The sequence below is a fragment of the Gemella sp. 27098_8_92 genome (assembly GCF_041433685.1).
Lineage (GTDB): Bacteria > Bacillota > Bacilli > Staphylococcales > Gemellaceae > Gemella.
Map to the genome: position 1 here is coordinate 46,557 of NZ_JAPWBZ010000009.1, position 16,542 is coordinate 63,098.

General features: G+C 32.2%; 14 protein-coding genes. 3 read left to right on the forward strand and 11 right to left on the reverse strand.

Annotated features, from left to right (window positions below; genetic code table 11):
* The first annotated feature begins 383 nt into the window (after positions 1-383).
* Positions 384-584, forward strand: coding sequence for a hypothetical protein (locus O3802_RS06910; RefSeq protein WP_371458872.1), 201 nt, complete (start codon positions 384-386; stop codon positions 582-584).
* Positions 585-746: 162 nt separating this feature from the next.
* On the opposite strand, the gene galU is transcribed toward O3802_RS06910, so the two are convergent.
* Positions 747-1,622, reverse strand: coding sequence for a UTP--glucose-1-phosphate uridylyltransferase GalU (gene galU / locus O3802_RS06915; RefSeq protein ID WP_371458873.1), 876 nt, complete (start codon positions 1,620-1,622; stop codon positions 747-749).
* Between the two features lie 234 nt (positions 1,623-1,856).
* The gene (locus O3802_RS06920; RefSeq protein WP_371458874.1) at positions 1,857-3,305 is read right to left on the reverse strand and encodes a S1C family serine protease; all 1,449 of its coding nucleotides are present in this window, start codon (positions 3,303-3,305) and stop codon (positions 1,857-1,859) included.
* Positions 3,306-4,093: 788 nt separating this feature from the next.
* Between O3802_RS06920 and O3802_RS06925 the strand changes: the two genes are divergently transcribed.
* Positions 4,094-4,624: a hypothetical protein gene (locus O3802_RS06925; protein WP_371458875.1), complete on the forward strand. Its 531-nt coding sequence runs from the start codon at positions 4,094-4,096 to the stop codon at positions 4,622-4,624.
* Between the two features lie 68 nt (positions 4,625-4,692).
* On the opposite strand, the gene O3802_RS06930 is transcribed toward O3802_RS06925, so the two are convergent.
* The 5 genes from O3802_RS06930 to O3802_RS06950 form a co-directional block, all read right to left on the reverse strand.
* A complete protein-coding gene (locus O3802_RS06930) occupies positions 4,693-5,226 on the reverse strand; it encodes a hypothetical protein (protein ID WP_371458876.1) in 534 nt (177 codons plus the stop codon).
* 29 nt (positions 5,227-5,255) lie between these two features.
* A complete protein-coding gene (gene pgeF, locus O3802_RS06935) occupies positions 5,256-5,957 on the reverse strand; it encodes a peptidoglycan editing factor PgeF (protein ID WP_371458877.1) in 702 nt (233 codons plus the stop codon).
* 99 nt (positions 5,958-6,056) lie between these two features.
* Positions 6,057-6,281, reverse strand: a complete 225-nt coding sequence (locus O3802_RS06940) for a KH domain-containing protein (protein ID WP_371458878.1) — start codon at positions 6,279-6,281, stop codon at positions 6,057-6,059.
* A gap of 10 nt (positions 6,282-6,291) precedes the next feature.
* A complete protein-coding gene (gene leuS, locus O3802_RS06945; protein WP_371458879.1) occupies positions 6,292-8,721 on the reverse strand; it encodes a leucine--tRNA ligase in 2,430 nt (809 codons plus the stop codon).
* Between the two features lie 224 nt (positions 8,722-8,945).
* Positions 8,946-10,337: a C39 family peptidase gene (locus O3802_RS06950; RefSeq protein ID WP_371458880.1), complete on the reverse strand. Its 1,392-nt coding sequence runs from the start codon at positions 10,335-10,337 to the stop codon at positions 8,946-8,948.
* A gap of 211 nt (positions 10,338-10,548) precedes the next feature.
* Between O3802_RS06950 and galE the strand changes: the two genes are divergently transcribed.
* Positions 10,549-11,568, forward strand: a complete 1,020-nt coding sequence (gene galE / locus O3802_RS06955; RefSeq protein WP_371458881.1) for a UDP-glucose 4-epimerase GalE — start codon at positions 10,549-10,551, stop codon at positions 11,566-11,568.
* 112 nt (positions 11,569-11,680) lie between these two features.
* Here the strand turns inward: galE and O3802_RS06960 are convergent, their stop codons facing one another.
* From O3802_RS06960 to O3802_RS06975, 4 genes are all read right to left on the reverse strand, one after another.
* The gene (locus O3802_RS06960) at positions 11,681-12,361 is read right to left on the reverse strand and encodes a C39 family peptidase (protein WP_371458882.1); all 681 of its coding nucleotides are present in this window, start codon (positions 12,359-12,361) and stop codon (positions 11,681-11,683) included.
* Positions 12,362-12,517: 156 nt separating this feature from the next.
* On the reverse strand, positions 12,518-14,155 hold the full coding sequence (locus O3802_RS06965) for a CHAP domain-containing protein (RefSeq protein WP_371458883.1): 1,638 nt from the start codon (positions 14,153-14,155) through the stop codon (positions 12,518-12,520).
* Positions 14,156-14,297: 142 nt separating this feature from the next.
* Positions 14,298-15,296, reverse strand: coding sequence for a glycosyltransferase family 2 protein (locus O3802_RS06970; RefSeq protein WP_371458884.1), 999 nt, complete (start codon positions 15,294-15,296; stop codon positions 14,298-14,300).
* A gap of 56 nt (positions 15,297-15,352) precedes the next feature.
* Positions 15,353-16,542: N-acetylglucosaminidase (locus O3802_RS06975; RefSeq protein WP_371458885.1), on the reverse strand; the 1,190-nt coding region annotated here is incomplete at its 5' end.

Consider the following 16,542-nt stretch of genomic DNA (forward strand, 5'->3'; position numbering starts at 1 on the left):
TCTACTTTTTTTGCAAAGGTTTTTTTAAAAAAATTATAGTTTTCTTTTTTTAGTTCCATTTCTTAGTTGCCAAAAAATAACGTCAATATTATAAATTCAATGCTTTAACATCGAGAATAATATTATTTTGGTATTTAAAAAATTTGATTTTAATTGAAATATATTATCACTTAAGCGCTATAAAACTGATAATGTAGGTTTTATAGTTCAATCTTTAAATTATTACTTCACTAGAGTAACCCTCCTATCTATATTTACATTTTTAATAATATAATTTATAATATTAATTGGATAAAATACAGGAGGAACATGGCAGGTTATCACATAAATTACAATGAAAAACTTTTTAAAAAATAGGAGCAATTTTTCTTGCTTCCTGTCTTGTGTTAAGTGGGTGTTCTACAAAAGATGTCAATACAAGTCAAGGCGGAAAAAAGGAAAGTAACACTATTTCTTTAGATAATTTCACAAAAAATTTAGGGAGTAGCAAGTATAAATTCGTTGATACACGTAGCCATGAAGCATATAACAGTTTTAAAACAAATGGTATCAAAAATGGTGGACATCTTAAAAATTCTATCTAATATAGCACTTCATCCATAGGAAAATTTAACAAAGATAAAGAATCAAAACCAGATTCAAAAAATGATTATAAATAGAAAAACAGTGCCTGCAATATTTTTGTAGGCACTATTTAAAAAAGAAACAGCTTTTGTTATATTTCCAAAAGCTGTTTTTAATGTTTATTATTCTAATTCCGCTAATTTTTCTTTCAAGTAAGGTACTAGCTCATCTTTCAAATCACTTTTTAGCGCAAAGTCAATAGTAGTTTTAACAAATCCAATAGTTTCGCCTACATCGTAACGTTTACCTTCAAAGTCATAAGCATAAACATTTTCTTCTTCGTTTAACATTTGAATAGCATCTGTGAGTTGAACTTCTCCTCCGACACCAACTTGTTTTTTAGCTAAATGTTTGAAAATTCCCGGATTAAGAACATAACGCCCCATAATAGCTAAGTTCGATGGCGCTGTACCTGGAGCAGGTTTTTCTACAAAAGTTTCTACTTCGTAAAGTTTCCCGTCTTGTCCTTTAGGAGCTATAACCCCATAACGATGTGTCTGATTTTCGGGAACAGTTTGAACCCCAATAACAGAGCACCCTGTGCGTTCACTCTCGTCTATAAGTTGTTTTATCGCCGGTTTTTCATCATTAATTACAATATCATCCCCAAGTAAAACAGCGAATGGCTCATCACCTATAAAGCTACGTGCAGTTAGAATTGCATCTCCTAATCCTGCCATTTCTTTCTGACGAACATAGTGGATATTAGCTAATGTTGTTGGATATTTTACTTTTTCCAACATTTCTAATTTTCCTTTATTTTCTAACTCTACTTCTAATTCTACGTTTCTATCAAAATGATCTTCAATCGCTCTTTTTTGTTTTCCTGTTACAATTATTATATCTTCAATCCCAGCTTTTACCGCCTCTTCTACTATATATTGAATAGTAGGTGTATCAATTATTGGTAGCATTTCTTTTGGTAATGCTTTAGTTGCTGGTAAAAATCTTGTTCCATACCCAGCAGCTGGTATTATTGCTTTTCTTACTTTTTTCATATATTATTCACCTATACTTCTAAAATTTAACAAACTAATCATATCACGTTTTATATATTTTTGCAAATTTCACAAGTCAATCAAACTATATTTCCAACATTTTATCATTCTTAAAATTCTATTATACAAATAAATTCATTGATAATATAATGTTCCCCTATTAACAAACCTAGATTTTCAAACATTTATCAAACATAATAGAGAGAGCATGTATCTCTTTACTGATATTTATTACTATCTTGTATTCAATGCCTGAACTACTACATTAGCTGTACGCTCTTTCCCATTTCTATAATATGTTACTTTAATAGTATCCCCTATTTTCGTTTTTTCAAATAAGTATTTTCTTACCGATGCAACATCTTTTATTTCTTGGCCATTTATTTTAGTAATAATATCATACTTCTCTAGACCTGCTTGCGCTGCTGGAGTATTGCTTTCAACCGAACGAATAACAACACCTTGTTTTCCATTAAAGTTTAATTGAGATTGTACAGTATCACTATCTAGCGTATTAACCGAAACAAGTTGCACACCTAATGCTGGACGCATAACTTTGCCAGATTTCTCCAATTGTTCTGTTATTAATTTTACTTCATTAGATGGTATACCGAAACCAATTCCTTCTGCTGAAACATTATTTGATGCTTTGGCAATTTTCGATTCATTAATACCTATAAGTTTACCTTCATTATTAATCAGCGCCCCTCCACTGTTACCGGGGTTAATAGCCGCATCTGTTTGGATAACCGTTTGATTCCAATCGTTAACCCCATCACCATCAATATCCATAGGTATTTGGCGATTTACCGCTGAAACTATACCTTTAGTTACCGTATTTGATAAAGTTACGTCTAATGGCGATCCTATTGCAAAGGCAGTTTCCCCTACAGCTATTTTATCGCTATCTGCGAAATCCATAGTTGTTTTAACGTTATCAGCTTTGATTTTCAATACAGCAAGGTCAGTCCAAACATCTGTACCCACTACCTCTGCTGTTACATTAGTTCCATCACTTAAAATAACCGATAATTTTTTAGCTCCATTTACTACATGATTATTAGTTACAATATAAGCTGTATTCCCTGATTTTTTGTAAATAACCCCGCTTCCACTTGATGCAGGTTTTAAATCACCAGAGTCACTAGAATCGTCATTACTAGAACCATATTTTGAACGTTTAGAAGAATTACCTCCTAAAATCGAATCTAAATTGTTATTTGACACTCTCTGATAGTTAACAATAGATACAACAGCATCTTTTGCCTTTGAGATAGCATTAACCGTAGTTTGCTGATTATCTTTATCTTCTTTTGTCGCTGTTACTGAAGAAGTTAAAGCTTTCCCTGTACCCATTACCGCTTGTGCTCCAAAAACACTAGTTGCACCAAGGGCGAATGCAGCAAAAACCGTTAAAAATAGTTTTCCATAATTTTTATTATCTTTTGGCGGTAATTGTTGATCATCATTATCAAATCTATCTCCATAGCTACTATCTCTGTATCGTTCCTTATCCAATTCTCTATATTCTGCTTCTGTATATTCAGTATCCGTATACCCAGTATCATTATAGTTCATATCTTTAAACTCTTGTTGATTATCATATCTATTAAATTCTTCATTATTTGTATTATTACTCGACATATTATGATTTTCTAAATTATTATTTCTTTTATCTTCCATTTATTGTACCTCCACAATATAACTGTTTAAACGTTTAAATTATTAATGAGACTAATTAATTTTTTATATTAAATTTCTTAATTTACAATTACATCTTATCAACAACAGCTTAAACAAAGTTTAAAGGAGAGTTTAAATTAACTTAATATTTTCTGTAAATAAAAAAAGGGGCACAACCCTACTATCTTTAGATTGCTCTCCTGTTTTTTTATTTGAATTTTAACGTTAAAAATTGTAAAAATCTAGTTAAATTAAATAAGCTACAAAAAATTATAATATAGTAGATAAATACTTTATCCGCATTATAGTTTAATGCTATATATCCCACCCCTAATATTAATGCCAAATTTATACCAAAAGTAAAAATAAACTTTTTATATTTTATAATTGGCGCCAACTAAATTAGGGCAAATACTATCATAATCACAAGTAACATCCTTATATTAGTAACCGTGAAATACTTAGGAAACTTGTAGACATTCCTAAAAAAATGTTCCTTATCATACCCATTTTTCTCTCAGAAAAATAGTACCATCCTAAGATCATACCAACTAAAATAATTTGTACAATAGTAAGCAAGATATGAGTTCTCTTATATTGGATATTATGAAACATTTTCCTCTCCTTGTTTAAATTTTGGCTTAATGATATAATATACCTAATATTTATTATAGATAAAAAGAAAACTAGTTGCAACATATAAGAAATCAACTTTTTCTCTATATTGAACTTATTGTATAATGATACAATATAAATGTAATCTATTATTTATTCTAATGAGGTTTTTTATGAAAATCAACAAGTATTTTACTATCTTTGCAGTGTCATTTCTAATTTTTATGTTTTTATATACATTCAACATAAATTTTGATCTTAATCAAAAACTTAATATAGCTAACCTTCTCATGATTTTAGGGTTATTTATTTCGCTGATTGTAGCAGGTTATCTACTTCTAATTAAAGATATAATAAAAAGTTCAGAACGTGAACGCAACGGAATAACCTTGGTTCTTGTTCTTTTAGGAATAATTTTCTTCTATTATAATCCACTTCCAAAACCAGAAAGTTTCTTTATTGAAGTGCCTAGAATAGCTTATTTTATCCTTACAATTATTATATTCACTTTGCTGACCTTAATATTTTGGCGTGAAAGAACAATTAGTTTTATTGTTTCTATCTTTTTACCATTTAGCATTCAGAGTTATTTGGTAAATATTAAAGGCAATATGAACTATACAGACTACACACTATATATCGTTATATTATGCATCGCTATTGTATTCGCTATAAACTACGTAATAGATAGCAGAAAAAATTAAAGTAATAAACACCAAAAGTTATTTGAATATTATCTAACTTTTGGTGTTTGTTATTTACCGCAAAGACTTTATATCAATACGATATATTTTTCACATATATCCGCAAAGAATTTCTGAATATTTCCTTCTTTCAGGTATTGCTCTTGTTCTTTATCTACTATATATTCCTCGTCTGCTTCCATTACCGCTAATAGTCTTTCAAATGTATCAGCAAATAACCCTTCATCTTCATTTAATAGGTAGTTGAATTTCTGCTCGGCGAAAAACGGAACAAATATTCTTTGGAAGTTCTCTTTATTTATACATCCAATTAGTTTCTTTTTATCCTTTGTTACAAATAGCTCACCTTGCTTTTCCACAAACTCATAAGCCTTATTATAACTTGAAAAAATCTGAAACCCTTGAGCTTCTTTATATTCTCTAAATACCGGGATTTTTAATCCTTGCTCTTCATATAGTGTCTTATCTATTATGACGAAGACTTCTTCTAAATCCCAAAATTCTTTTGCAATATAGTAGAATGCTACGCGCCAACGATCATCCCCTTTCGGAAGTCTTTTAAACGTCGCTATTTGTTCTACTAATCTTATATCTTTATCCACCCTATTACCTCATTTCTTAATACATAACCTTACTTCAGTTGTATAAATGTTCCTATTCTCTTCGTTGTAGCATTATCTAAACGATACGAGAAGAATTGATTATTATCTTTTACTGTACAGAAATTAGTAACTGTAATATTTTCTTCTAAAATTCCTGCACATTTTAACAATCCTTTGTTTATAGCCCACAAATCTAAATAATACTTCTCTCCACATTTTTTATAATAATTATCTATATTATAAACCGCAAATTTTTCTACAAGTTCATACGACACTTCATAGTTGTCTCCCGATACCGATGGTCCTATTATCACTTTAATATTTTCTTTTATACACTTATAATCTTTTATTAAAATTTCCACTATTTCCCCGGCTATATTATCATAAGTCCCTCGCCACCCCGCATGTGCAAGTCCAACAACCCTTTTTTCACCGTCATAAAAAACTAATGGTACACAATCCGCAGTAAAAATAAGCAATGGTACATTTTTTAAAGAAGTAAGTAAGCCATCGGCTTCTTCTCCGTTATTTTCTTTATCATCTATAGTCTTTATAATCCTTACAGTTGCACCATGAACTTGAGTATTATACATTAAATCAGTATAATTAAAATTATATTCCTCACAAATTCTCTTAACATCTTCCAAATTTTTCGCATCAACAGTTCTATTTGTAAACAGTATTTTTACTTTACTATCTTCTATTACATACCCTTTAGCAACTTTTTCCATAATACATCCTCCTATATAAAATTGTATTTATCTCTATATCCTACAAAAAATCCGAAAAACTCGTAGCCTTTCGGATTTTTATTGTAAAATCTATTTATATTACTCGACTAAATCTAAATAAACTTTTTTGTTAAATGTAGTTGAGTTTAATACTGTACGAATTGCATTAATAACTGTTCCTTTTTTCCCAATTACACGACCGCAATCATCTGGATGAACAGTTAGTATATAATGCTCTCGCGCATTTTTAACAAATTTTTCGATTTTGATTTCGTCTTTATGTTCAACTATTTCACTTACAATATTGTAGATTAATTCTTCCATTATTACTCTCCTATTTTGCTACGATATTTACCAATCTTCCAGGCACAACGATAACTTTCATTACTTGTTTACCTTCAATTAGAACTTTTACTTCTTCATTAGCAAGAACAGTTTTCTCTAGTTCTGCTGGCGTTAAATCTTTTTTAACGTCTAATTTTGTTTTAACTTTACCCATAAGTTGAACAACTATTTCTACTGTATCACTTACAAGTTTTGTTTCATCAAATGTTGGCCATGCTACATATGAAACTGATTCAGTATTACCGTAGATTTCCCACATTTCTTCTGCTAGGTGCGGTGCAAATGGTGCAAGTAGTTGAATAAATCCTAATGCATATTTACGTGGAATATATTCAGCTTTGTAACAATCATTTACAAATACCATAAGTTGTGAAATTGCAGTATTGAAACCAAGAACTTCGATATCTTCTGATACTTTTTTCACAGTATAGTTGTAGCTAACTTCTAATTCAGCATTATCTTTATCTAAAACTTTATCGTTTACTTTTCCTGTTTCTTCATCAACGAATAAACGGTAAACTCGATCTAAGAAACGACGTGATCCGTCAAGACCATTTTCACTCCATGCTATAGATGCGTCTAATGGCCCCATAAACATTTCATAAACACGTAATGTATCAGCACCATGTGATACGATAATATCATCAGGGTTTACTACATTACCTTTAGATTTAGACATTTTTTCTGGACGCCCATCTTTTCCTTCAGCAAGAATCATACCTTGGTTGAATAGTTTTTGGAATGGCTCACGACTCGGTACTAGCCCTAAATCGTAAAGAACTTTATGCCAGAAACGAGCATATAGTAAATGAAGAACCGCATGCTCCGCTCCACCAATATAAACATCTACTGGTAACCAGTATTTTAGTTTTTCTGGATCCGCGAACATTTCATCATTGTGTGGATCGATATAACGTAGGTAGTACCAACAAGAACCAGCCCATTGAGGCATTGTGTTAGTTTCACGTTTACCTTTTTTACCAGTTTCAGGATCAACTACATTCAACCACTCTTCGATATTCGCAAGTGGTGATTCCCCTGTTCCTGAAGGTTTGATATTATCAGTTTCAGGAAGTAATAGTGGAAGTTCGCTATCAGGTACCGTTGTCATAGTCCCATCTTCCCAGTGGATAATCGGAATAGGTTCTCCCCAATAACGTTGTCTTGAGAATAGCCAATCACGTAGTTTATATGTAACTTTACTACGTCCAACATTATTTTCTTCTAAAAATTCAATAACTTTTGCAATTGCATCTTCATTATTAAGCCCATTAATAAATCCAGAATTGATGTGTAGCCCATCACCATAGAACGGCACTACTACTTCACCATTATCCTCAATAACAGGTGTAATCTCTAGATTAAATTTAGTCGCAAACTCAAAGTCACGCTCATCATGTGCAGGAACAGCCATAACCGCACCCGTTCCATAAGAAGCAAGTACATAATCTGCAATCCAAAGCTCTACTTTTTCACCATTTACAGGATTAATTGCATAAGCCCCCGTAAAAACACCAGTTTTATCTTTATTAAGATCCGTTCTTTCAAGGTCAGATTTACGTTTAACAATATCTAAATACTCATCTACTGCAGCTTTTTGTCCCTCAGTAACAATTTTTTCAACAAGTTTATGTTCAGGTGCAAGTACACAGTAAGATACTCCAAAAACAGTATCAGCACGTGTAGTAAATACTGTGAAACTTTCATCTGTTCCTTCTATTTTGAAGTCAATCTCCGCACCAACAGATTTCCCAATCCAGTTGCGTTGCATTGCTTTAAGGCTTTCAGGCCAATCAAGAATATCTAAGTCTTGCAATAGTTGTTCTGCATAATCAGTAATTTTAAGTACCCATTGACGCATTGGGCGACGCTCAACAGGGTGTCCACCACGCTCTGACTTACCATCGATAACCTCTTCATTAGAAAGCACTGTGCCTAATGCAGGGCACCAGTTTACAGGCACTTCATCAACATAAGCAAGCCCTTTTTCATAAAGCTTTTTAAAAATCCATTGTGTCCATTTATAATAATTAGGATCCGTTGTATTTACCTCACGATCCCAATCATAAGAAAATCCTAGCTCTTTAATTTGACGACGGAACGTATCAATATTTTGTTTTGTAAATTCTCTCGGATCATTTCCTGTATCTAGTGCATATTGTTCAGCAGGCAATCCAAATGCATCCCACCCCATTGGATGAAGAACATTATATCCGTTTGCTCTTTTATAACGACTTAAGATATCAGTCGCTGTATATCCTTCTGGGTGCCCTACGTGAAGCCCTGCTCCAGATGGATAAGGGAACATATCTAATGCATAAAATTTCTCTTTAGTATGATCATCTAATGTCTTAAATGTTTTATTTTCATCCCAATATTTTTGCCATTTTCTCTCAATAACTCTGTGGTTATATACCATAAATTTAGCACACTCCTTCGCTCTACAAGTTCTATACTCTATAGTATACCAATTTTACCCTTATTTAGCAACAACCGAAATGGAAAAGGTACGTTAAATCTATACTTTGTACAATAAATAAAAACCAGTCTTAAAATCTAATTTCGTCATTTTCTAAAAGTTAAACAAGAACTCTAACTTCTAGCTAATATTTTTCATCAAATTTCAGACTAGTTTTTATTAAATTAGTTATTTCCAATCATCATAAATGATCCACCCATTACTGTATCCGCTGGATCAAAACTACGTTGATTCCAAATATTATCTACATCATACCATTTTCCAGTAGTATAAGCATTATTTGGATCCATTGCTTTTGTTTTCCCATTTTGATAACCACTTAAAATTACTGCATGAGTATAATAATTTCCTTTTACAAAATAACCATTCGCCATCGCTGCAAATACTGGACGACCACTTTGCAATGCTTGAACTAATTGTTCTTTTGATTGAATCACACTATAGTTAAATCCATAATGACGAATTGCATAAGCTGCTCCTCTACCTGAAGTACCTATTTCTCGTTTGTTAAACTCATTAGTATTATAATAAATTACATCTGCTACATCAGTAGGTTTAACTTGTTTTCCTAAACCTGAAAAGGCTATAGCTAACGATGTTGGTACACATCCTGTATTTCTCATAGTTGAAAGTCCATAGTATTTATTTCCCCAACGAAAATCACCTTGATAATATTGAGGCATATTAAGAGGTTGGGTGTTTGCAGAAATTTTTCCATTAACATAGTTCTTACTATTATATTGACCATTTGCATATTTTCCATTGACAAAATAATGCTCTCCTGCATTATCTTTTCCCCAACCAGTATACTTTTTACCTTCTTTGAAGAAATACCAATCTCGACCATCATCATACCACCAGTTTGCTGGTTTACTGTTTGCAAAAAAGATACCTTCTGAATAACCATTTTCTATAACTTTTATTTCTTTACCGTCTATATAATTTTTACTATTATACAAACCATTTGCATATTTCCCGTTTACAAAGTATTTCTGTCCTGAATTATCACTTGCTAATCCCGTGTGTTTTTTTCCATCTTTGAAGAAGTACCAATCTTGGCCATCATCATACCACCAGTTTGCAAGTTTACTGTCTACATAGTATAAACCTTTATTATATCCTCTTACCGGTGTACTGTTAGTTGCTTTTTCTTCTTTTCCGTCTTTATACGTTCTTCCTTCAAATACCCCGCTTGCATATTTTCCATTTACATAGTAATGTTCTCCAGCATTGTCTTTGCCCCAACCTGTATACTTCTTACCATCTTTAAAAAAGTACCAATCCTGACCATCATCATACCACCAGTTTGCATATTTTCCATTTACAAAGTATTTTTGCCCTGAATTATCACTTGCTAATCCTGTATGTTTTTTGCCATCCTTAAAGAAGTACCAATCTTGGCCATCATCATACCACCAATTTGCTAATTTATTTGAATTATAAAATAATTGCCCTTTATATTCTGCTTGTGCTTCATTACTATCAATTGTATTTATAACTATTGGAGTTGCCAAAACTGTTAGCAATCCAACTCCTAATTTCATATTTTTTCTCATTAATCTATCTCCTAAAATAACCACTATTATTTACTACTAGATTTTACTATACTTAATAAAGTTTGTAAACTGAAATGAGATAATGAAAATGCTAGTATCCTGTATATCTTTATTCCCTTTCCCACTTTTTCATTGACACTTATCCCTCCTTCCTTTAAAATTATAAATATAAATCATAGAAAGGACTCGTATTTACGAGAGTAAAATTGATATGACTAAAATCTTAGTAACAGGGGGAGCTGGATTTATCGGTTCTCACACTTGTATTGAATTATTAAATAATGGAAATGAAGTAGTTGTTGTAGATAATTTATACAACGCTAGTGAAAAAAGTTTAGAAGTAGTAGAACGTGTTACAGGAAAAAAAGTAACTTTTTATGAAGTTGATGTTCGTGACGAAGAAAAATTAAATGAGGTTTTTGAAAAAGAACAAAATATTTTTGGAGTAATTCACTTCGCCGGATTAAAAGCGGTTGGAGAATCATGCCAACTACCTCTTAAATATTATGATAATAATATTGCAGGATCTACTACTCTTTGTCGAGTTATGGAAAAAAATAATTGTAAAAATATTATATTCAGTTCTTCTGCAACAGTATATGGAGATCCTCATGCACTTCCTATTAAAGAGGACTTCCCATTATCAGTAACTAACCCTTATGGACGTACTAAACTAATGCTAGAAGAAATTCTAGGTGATATTTATAAAGCCGATAACGAGTGGAATATCGTTCTTTTACGTTACTTCAATCCAATCGGAGCACATGAAAGTGGAGATTTAGGTGAAGATCCTAAAGGAATTCCTAACAACCTACTTCCTTATGTTATGCAAGTTGCTGTTGGAAAATTAGAAAAAGTTAATGTTTTTGGTAATGACTTCGATACTCACGATGGAACAGGGGTACGTGACTATATTCACGTAGTAGACTTAGCACGTGGACATGTAGCTGCACTTAAAAAATTAGAGAAAGGTAGTGGCCTTACTAAGTATAATCTAGGTACAGGTATAGGTTACTCTGTTCTAGATATAATTAAGAGTGCTTCAGCTGCTGTTGGACGTGACTTACCTTATGTTATCGGACCACGTCGTGCAGGGGATATCGCTGCATGTTATGCTGATGCTACAAAAGCAAAAGAGGAGCTTGGTTGGGAAGCTTTATATGATGTTAAACGCATGTGTGAGGACTCATGGCGTTGGCAAAGTAAACATCCAAACGGATTTGATGAATAAAGCATTTTATAACTACAATTAATATAATAAAAAGCTTAGAATAATTAATCATCCTCAAAAAGTCTAACTTTTTAGGGCCGGTACAATATTATCTTAAGCTTTTTATTAATTTCTATTTATAAACTGCCATAAAAGGACCACCTACGGCATTATCCTCTAATTCTAGACTACGTTCATTCCAAATATCGTCAACACTATACCAACGATTTGTTTTTTCCATATTATCCGGATCTATCGCTTTTGTTTTACCATGGTCATATCCACTCAGTATTATCGCATGGGTGCTATACCCCTTAACAAAAAGACCATGCCCAACTGCACCATAAACTATCTTACCATCTTTAAGAGCGGCTATTAAATCTTCCTTTGAGGCTATCACTTGATATCTCAACCCCCAGTAGGTAATTGCATCGCATGCTCCTATACTTGATGTCCCCATAAATGTGGTATTCATTTCCAACGTTGTATCGTAAATGTAGTCCGCAACCTGAACAGGAGTAACATCTTTTACAAGCCCCGAAATAACCATCGCCAATGATGTTGGTACACAACCAGTAATTCTCAAATTAGATATACCATATCTTTTATTCCCCCAGCGAGCATCCGCCTGATAATATTGAGGAAGTTTTATAGGTTGTACAACTAGTTTGTTATTACCATAGCTCAGTTGATTCGATATATTTTCATAGTAAACCCATTTACCTTGTTGGTCTTTTAACCATTCTGCTTTTACCTCTGCAGAGATACTAAAGACTAAACTAAAAATAATAGTAGCTCCGATAATTTTTTTCATAGTGTACACCTCCTAACGCCTCAATTTTCAAATTTATTCTTACAATATTTTTATATTATACTATGATTTTAAATTTTAAACAAATTCTAATTATTATAAAAAAGACGAACTTGATAATCATCAAAATTCGCCTTTTATCTCTTAAAATCTTAATTTTTAATAATTTGGTCTTGCATATCCCTTGATATAGCGAGAATTCCAAGCGTAGGTTTTTCTATTTACTTTTGTTGGTGCTGTATCCCCTGAATACTGGGCTGAATTTCCTTCTATAGTAGTAATTACTCCATTATTTACAGATTCTACTATACCGATATGGTCTGCCCAACCACCACCGTCCCAGTCGAAGGTTACTATATCCCCTACTTTTGGTTGAGTCATGCCTTTCCAAATTCCTTTTTTCTCCATTATTCCAATATGGCGTTGAACCCCACATTCACGACCTATTAAATCACTAAGTCCTGCTTGTTGGAATACTGTAGTTACAAAAATGTCACACCAATCATCTGAATATTTTGCAGTATACCCTACAGGTTTTGGATCAACAGAGTTATATGCATCAACTATTTTTTTGTGTTCTGCACTTCCTGATTGTACCCCAAGATAATTACGGGCAATGTTTAAAATACTCTCTAGTGATCCTTCATATTGTTTTTCTTCACCATTTACATAGTTTTTACCATTGTATTTACCATTCGCATATTTTCCATTTACATAGTAACGTTCTCCGTTCCCATCTATTCCCCAACCTGTATATTTTCTTCCATCTTTAAAGAAATACCAGTCGCTTCCATCATCATGCCAACTATTCGCTAATTTATTATTGCTGTAAAATAGGTTATTTGAGTAGCCCTCTTTTACACTTTCTTCTTTCCCGTTTACATAATTCTTACCGTTGTATTGGCCATTTGCATATTTTCCATTTACATAGTAATGTTCTCCAGCATTGTCTTTCCCCCAACCTGTATACTTCTTACCATCTTTGAAGAAATACCAGTCGCTTCCGTCATCATGCCACCAGTTCGCTAAACGGTTGTTACTGTAAAATAGGTTATTTGAGTAGCCCTCTTTTACACTTTCTTCTTTCCCGTTTACATAATTCTTACCGTTGTATTGGCCATTTGCATATTTTCCATTTACATAGTAGTGTTCTCCGGCATTATCTTTTCCCCAACCTGTATACTTCTTACCATCTTTGAAGAAATACCAGTCGCTTCCGTCATCATGCCACCAGTTCGCTAAACGGTTGTTACTGTAAAATAGGTTATTTGAGTATCCCTCTTTTACACTTTCTTCTTTCCCGTTTACATAATTTTTACCGTTGTATTGGCCATTTGCATATTTTCCATTTACATAGTAGTGTTCTCCAGCATTATCTTTTCCCCAACCTGTATATTTTTTACCATCTTTGAAGAAATACCAGTCACTTCCATCATCATACCACCAGTTTGCTAAACGGTTGTTACTGTAAAATAGGTTATTTGAGTAGCCTTCTTTTACACTTTCTTCTTTTCCATTTACATAATTTTTACCGTTATATTGGCCATTTGCGTATTTTCCATTTACATAGTAGTGTTCTCCGGAATTATCTTTTCCCCAACCTGTATACTTCTTACCATCTTTGAAGAAATACCAGTCACTTCCGTCATCATACCACCAGTTCGCTAATTTATTTGAATTATAAAATAATTGTCCTTTATATTCTGCTTGTGCTTCATTTCCAGAAACTTCTCCTACTGCAAATGGTGTTGCTAAAACTGCTAGTGCTCCTATTCCTATTTTTATATTGTTTCTCATAAATTCTCTATCTCCTACTCGAACTATTGTTTTTTCTCTATCAATGCATCTTATATTATACCATCTTTCCCTTGTATACTACGTTACAAGTTAATTACAATTAAAAGAGAGATAGGTTACAATTCCTTATCTCTCTTTTTTATTATTTATAATATGTTTTCTTCCAGTTGAATCCTTTTATCAATCCTACTAATGTTCCTACTCCATAATAGGTATGGACTAAAAATAATAGTATCGGCACCAATAATAAAGTAATATTAAACTTATTATTTATAATCGTTATTAATGTAATTATGAAAGTAAATAATAAATATGCTCCACTTAATAATAATATAAACAGTTTAGTAATAGGAATCACTATTAAGCTAAAAATAATTGCCAATACGAAAATTAATGGAATAAAATGAAAAATCGAAAAAGCTTTTGGATAGACATGACTAACTTTTCCTATCCAATAACCATTAGAATATTTTTGCTTCAGCATCCTCTTTATTGTTGGTCGGGTATATTGATAAGATACTATATTATTGCTATATCGTATTTTATACCCATTTTTTCTTATACGATAGTGCAGTTCATTGTCTTCTACACGCCCAACCTTCTCGTCTAATAATCCTACCTTTTCAAAAACTTTTTTTCTATACATTCCCTGAAAAACAGAATTTACATACCTTTTAGAAGTTTCTTTTCTATAATTAGCTATTCCACTACCAAATATATTTTCTTCGACTAAAAGTAATGTTTTGCTAAGATTATCCTCATTTTCTATAATATTAGGTCTAGGCCCTCCACACACATACTCTCCTTCTTCTATAACTTTTACATTATTCTCTATGAAGTTATCTGTAATATGTGAATGACAATCTACCTTCAAAATACACTCACCATTTGCTGCTTTTATACCAACATTCATTCCTGCAGATAAAATAACCTTAGGATTTTTCAACAGAACTACATTATAAAAATCATGATTACTTTGTTTAAAATCCTCTAATATCTGCCAGCTAGTGTCCTTCGACATTCCATCAATAAATATTAACTCTATTTTATTGTGGGGATAAGTTTGATTTTTAAAATCTTCTATCAATCTAGGAAGAAATTTTTCTTCATTCAGAAGACCGACTACCACCGATACTAACATTCTTTTCACCTCATCAAAAAGCAAGCTAGATTAAATCTAATCTAGCTAAACTTGTATTATCCATCTTTTCTACCTAATTTTTCATTAGCTGAAAACATTATACTAGCTATTGATTCTCCCCAATACGGTGCTGTTGCGTAGTTAACATTCATCCCTCCTGCTTTATTTCCTAGGTAAGCTCCATGTGCAGGATATGTTGATTTTGATAAATATTTTTCATTAATCCAACGTGCTGCACCTAAAATACCAGCATCAACATTGTCAAATTTAGTTGCTGCATTATATGGATTATTATCATAAGCTGAAATACCAAAGAAATTATTTTTATCTCTAGCAATTTTGCTTCTTCCCCACGCACTTTCTAAAGCACTATGTGCTACTAGATACAATGCATTAACACCATACTTTTCTTCAGCAGCCTTAAATGTAGCACCTTTACCTGCTAATCTACTATCGCCAGCTCCCATTAAGCTATATAATCTATCTAAATCTGCTGCTGTATAATTTGTTTTTGATCTTAAGTTGCTAAATTGGAATGGATGATCCAATTTGAAAGTTCCAAAATCAATTCCATCTGCTGAGTAATAAGATTTTCCTACTACCATATTAGAATTATGATATGCAACCATTACCTTACTATATTGTGAATATCTATGATAAACATATTTACCATCACTAACATAATCTGGAATAAATGTAGTACTAGAATTTACCTCTTGAACTTGTGATGGATTCACATATCCTGTTAATCCTGCTACTTGAACTGGAATTCTTCCTCCAACGCTAGCTCTATTATCTCTAAATAAAATTGTATCTTTAGATACATGTGATAAAATATTTCCGTTCGCATCATATACCGGAATATATAGTGATACTACTTTATAGTAACCAGAGTAAACATTACCTTCTTTTTCTTCACCATTTACATAGTTTTTACCATTGTATTTACCATTCGCATATTTTCCATTTACATAGTAACGTTCTCCGTTTCCATCTATTCCCCAACCTGTATATTTTCTTCCATCTTTAAAGAAATACCAGTCGCTTCCATCATCATGCCAACTATTCGCTAATTTATTATTGCTGTAAAATAAATTATTTACATATCCATTTGGATTTCCTTCTTTTCCATTTACATAATTTTTACCGTTGTATTGGCCATTTGCATATTTTCCATTTACATAGTAGTGTTCTCCGGCATTATCTTTTCCCCAACCTGTATACTTCTTACCATCTTTGAAGAAAT

Excerpts from the sequence above, each read along its gene's own strand:
- galU (WP_371458873.1), bottom strand. The coding sequence starts at position 1,622 with ATGAAAAAAGTAAGAAAAGCAATAATACCAGCTGCTGGGTATGGAACA.
- O3802_RS06920 (WP_371458874.1), bottom strand. The coding sequence starts at position 3,305 with ATGGAAGATAAAAGAAATAATAATTTAGAAAATCATAATATGTCGAGT.
- O3802_RS06925 (WP_371458875.1), top strand. The coding sequence starts at position 4,094 with ATGAAAATCAACAAGTATTTTACTATCTTTGCAGTGTCATTTCTAATT.
- pgeF (WP_371458877.1), bottom strand. The coding sequence starts at position 5,957 with ATGGAAAAAGTTGCTAAAGGGTATGTAATAGAAGATAGTAAAGTAAAA.
- O3802_RS06940 (WP_371458878.1), bottom strand. The coding sequence starts at position 6,281 with ATGGAAGAATTAATCTACAATATTGTAAGTGAAATAGTTGAACATAAA.
- leuS (WP_371458879.1), bottom strand. The coding sequence starts at position 8,721 with ATGGTATATAACCACAGAGTTATTGAGAGAAAATGGCAAAAATATTGG.
- O3802_RS06950 (WP_371458880.1), bottom strand. The coding sequence starts at position 10,337 with ATGAGAAAAAATATGAAATTAGGAGTTGGATTGCTAACAGTTTTGGCA.
- galE (WP_371458881.1), top strand. The coding sequence starts at position 10,549 with ATGACTAAAATCTTAGTAACAGGGGGAGCTGGATTTATCGGTTCTCAC.
- O3802_RS06960 (WP_371458882.1), bottom strand. The coding sequence starts at position 12,361 with ATGAAAAAAATTATCGGAGCTACTATTATTTTTAGTTTAGTCTTTAGT.
- O3802_RS06965 (WP_371458883.1), bottom strand. The coding sequence starts at position 14,155 with ATGAGAAACAATATAAAAATAGGAATAGGAGCACTAGCAGTTTTAGCA.
- O3802_RS06970 (WP_371458884.1), bottom strand. The coding sequence starts at position 15,296 with ATGTTAGTATCGGTGGTAGTCGGTCTTCTGAATGAAGAAAAATTTCTT.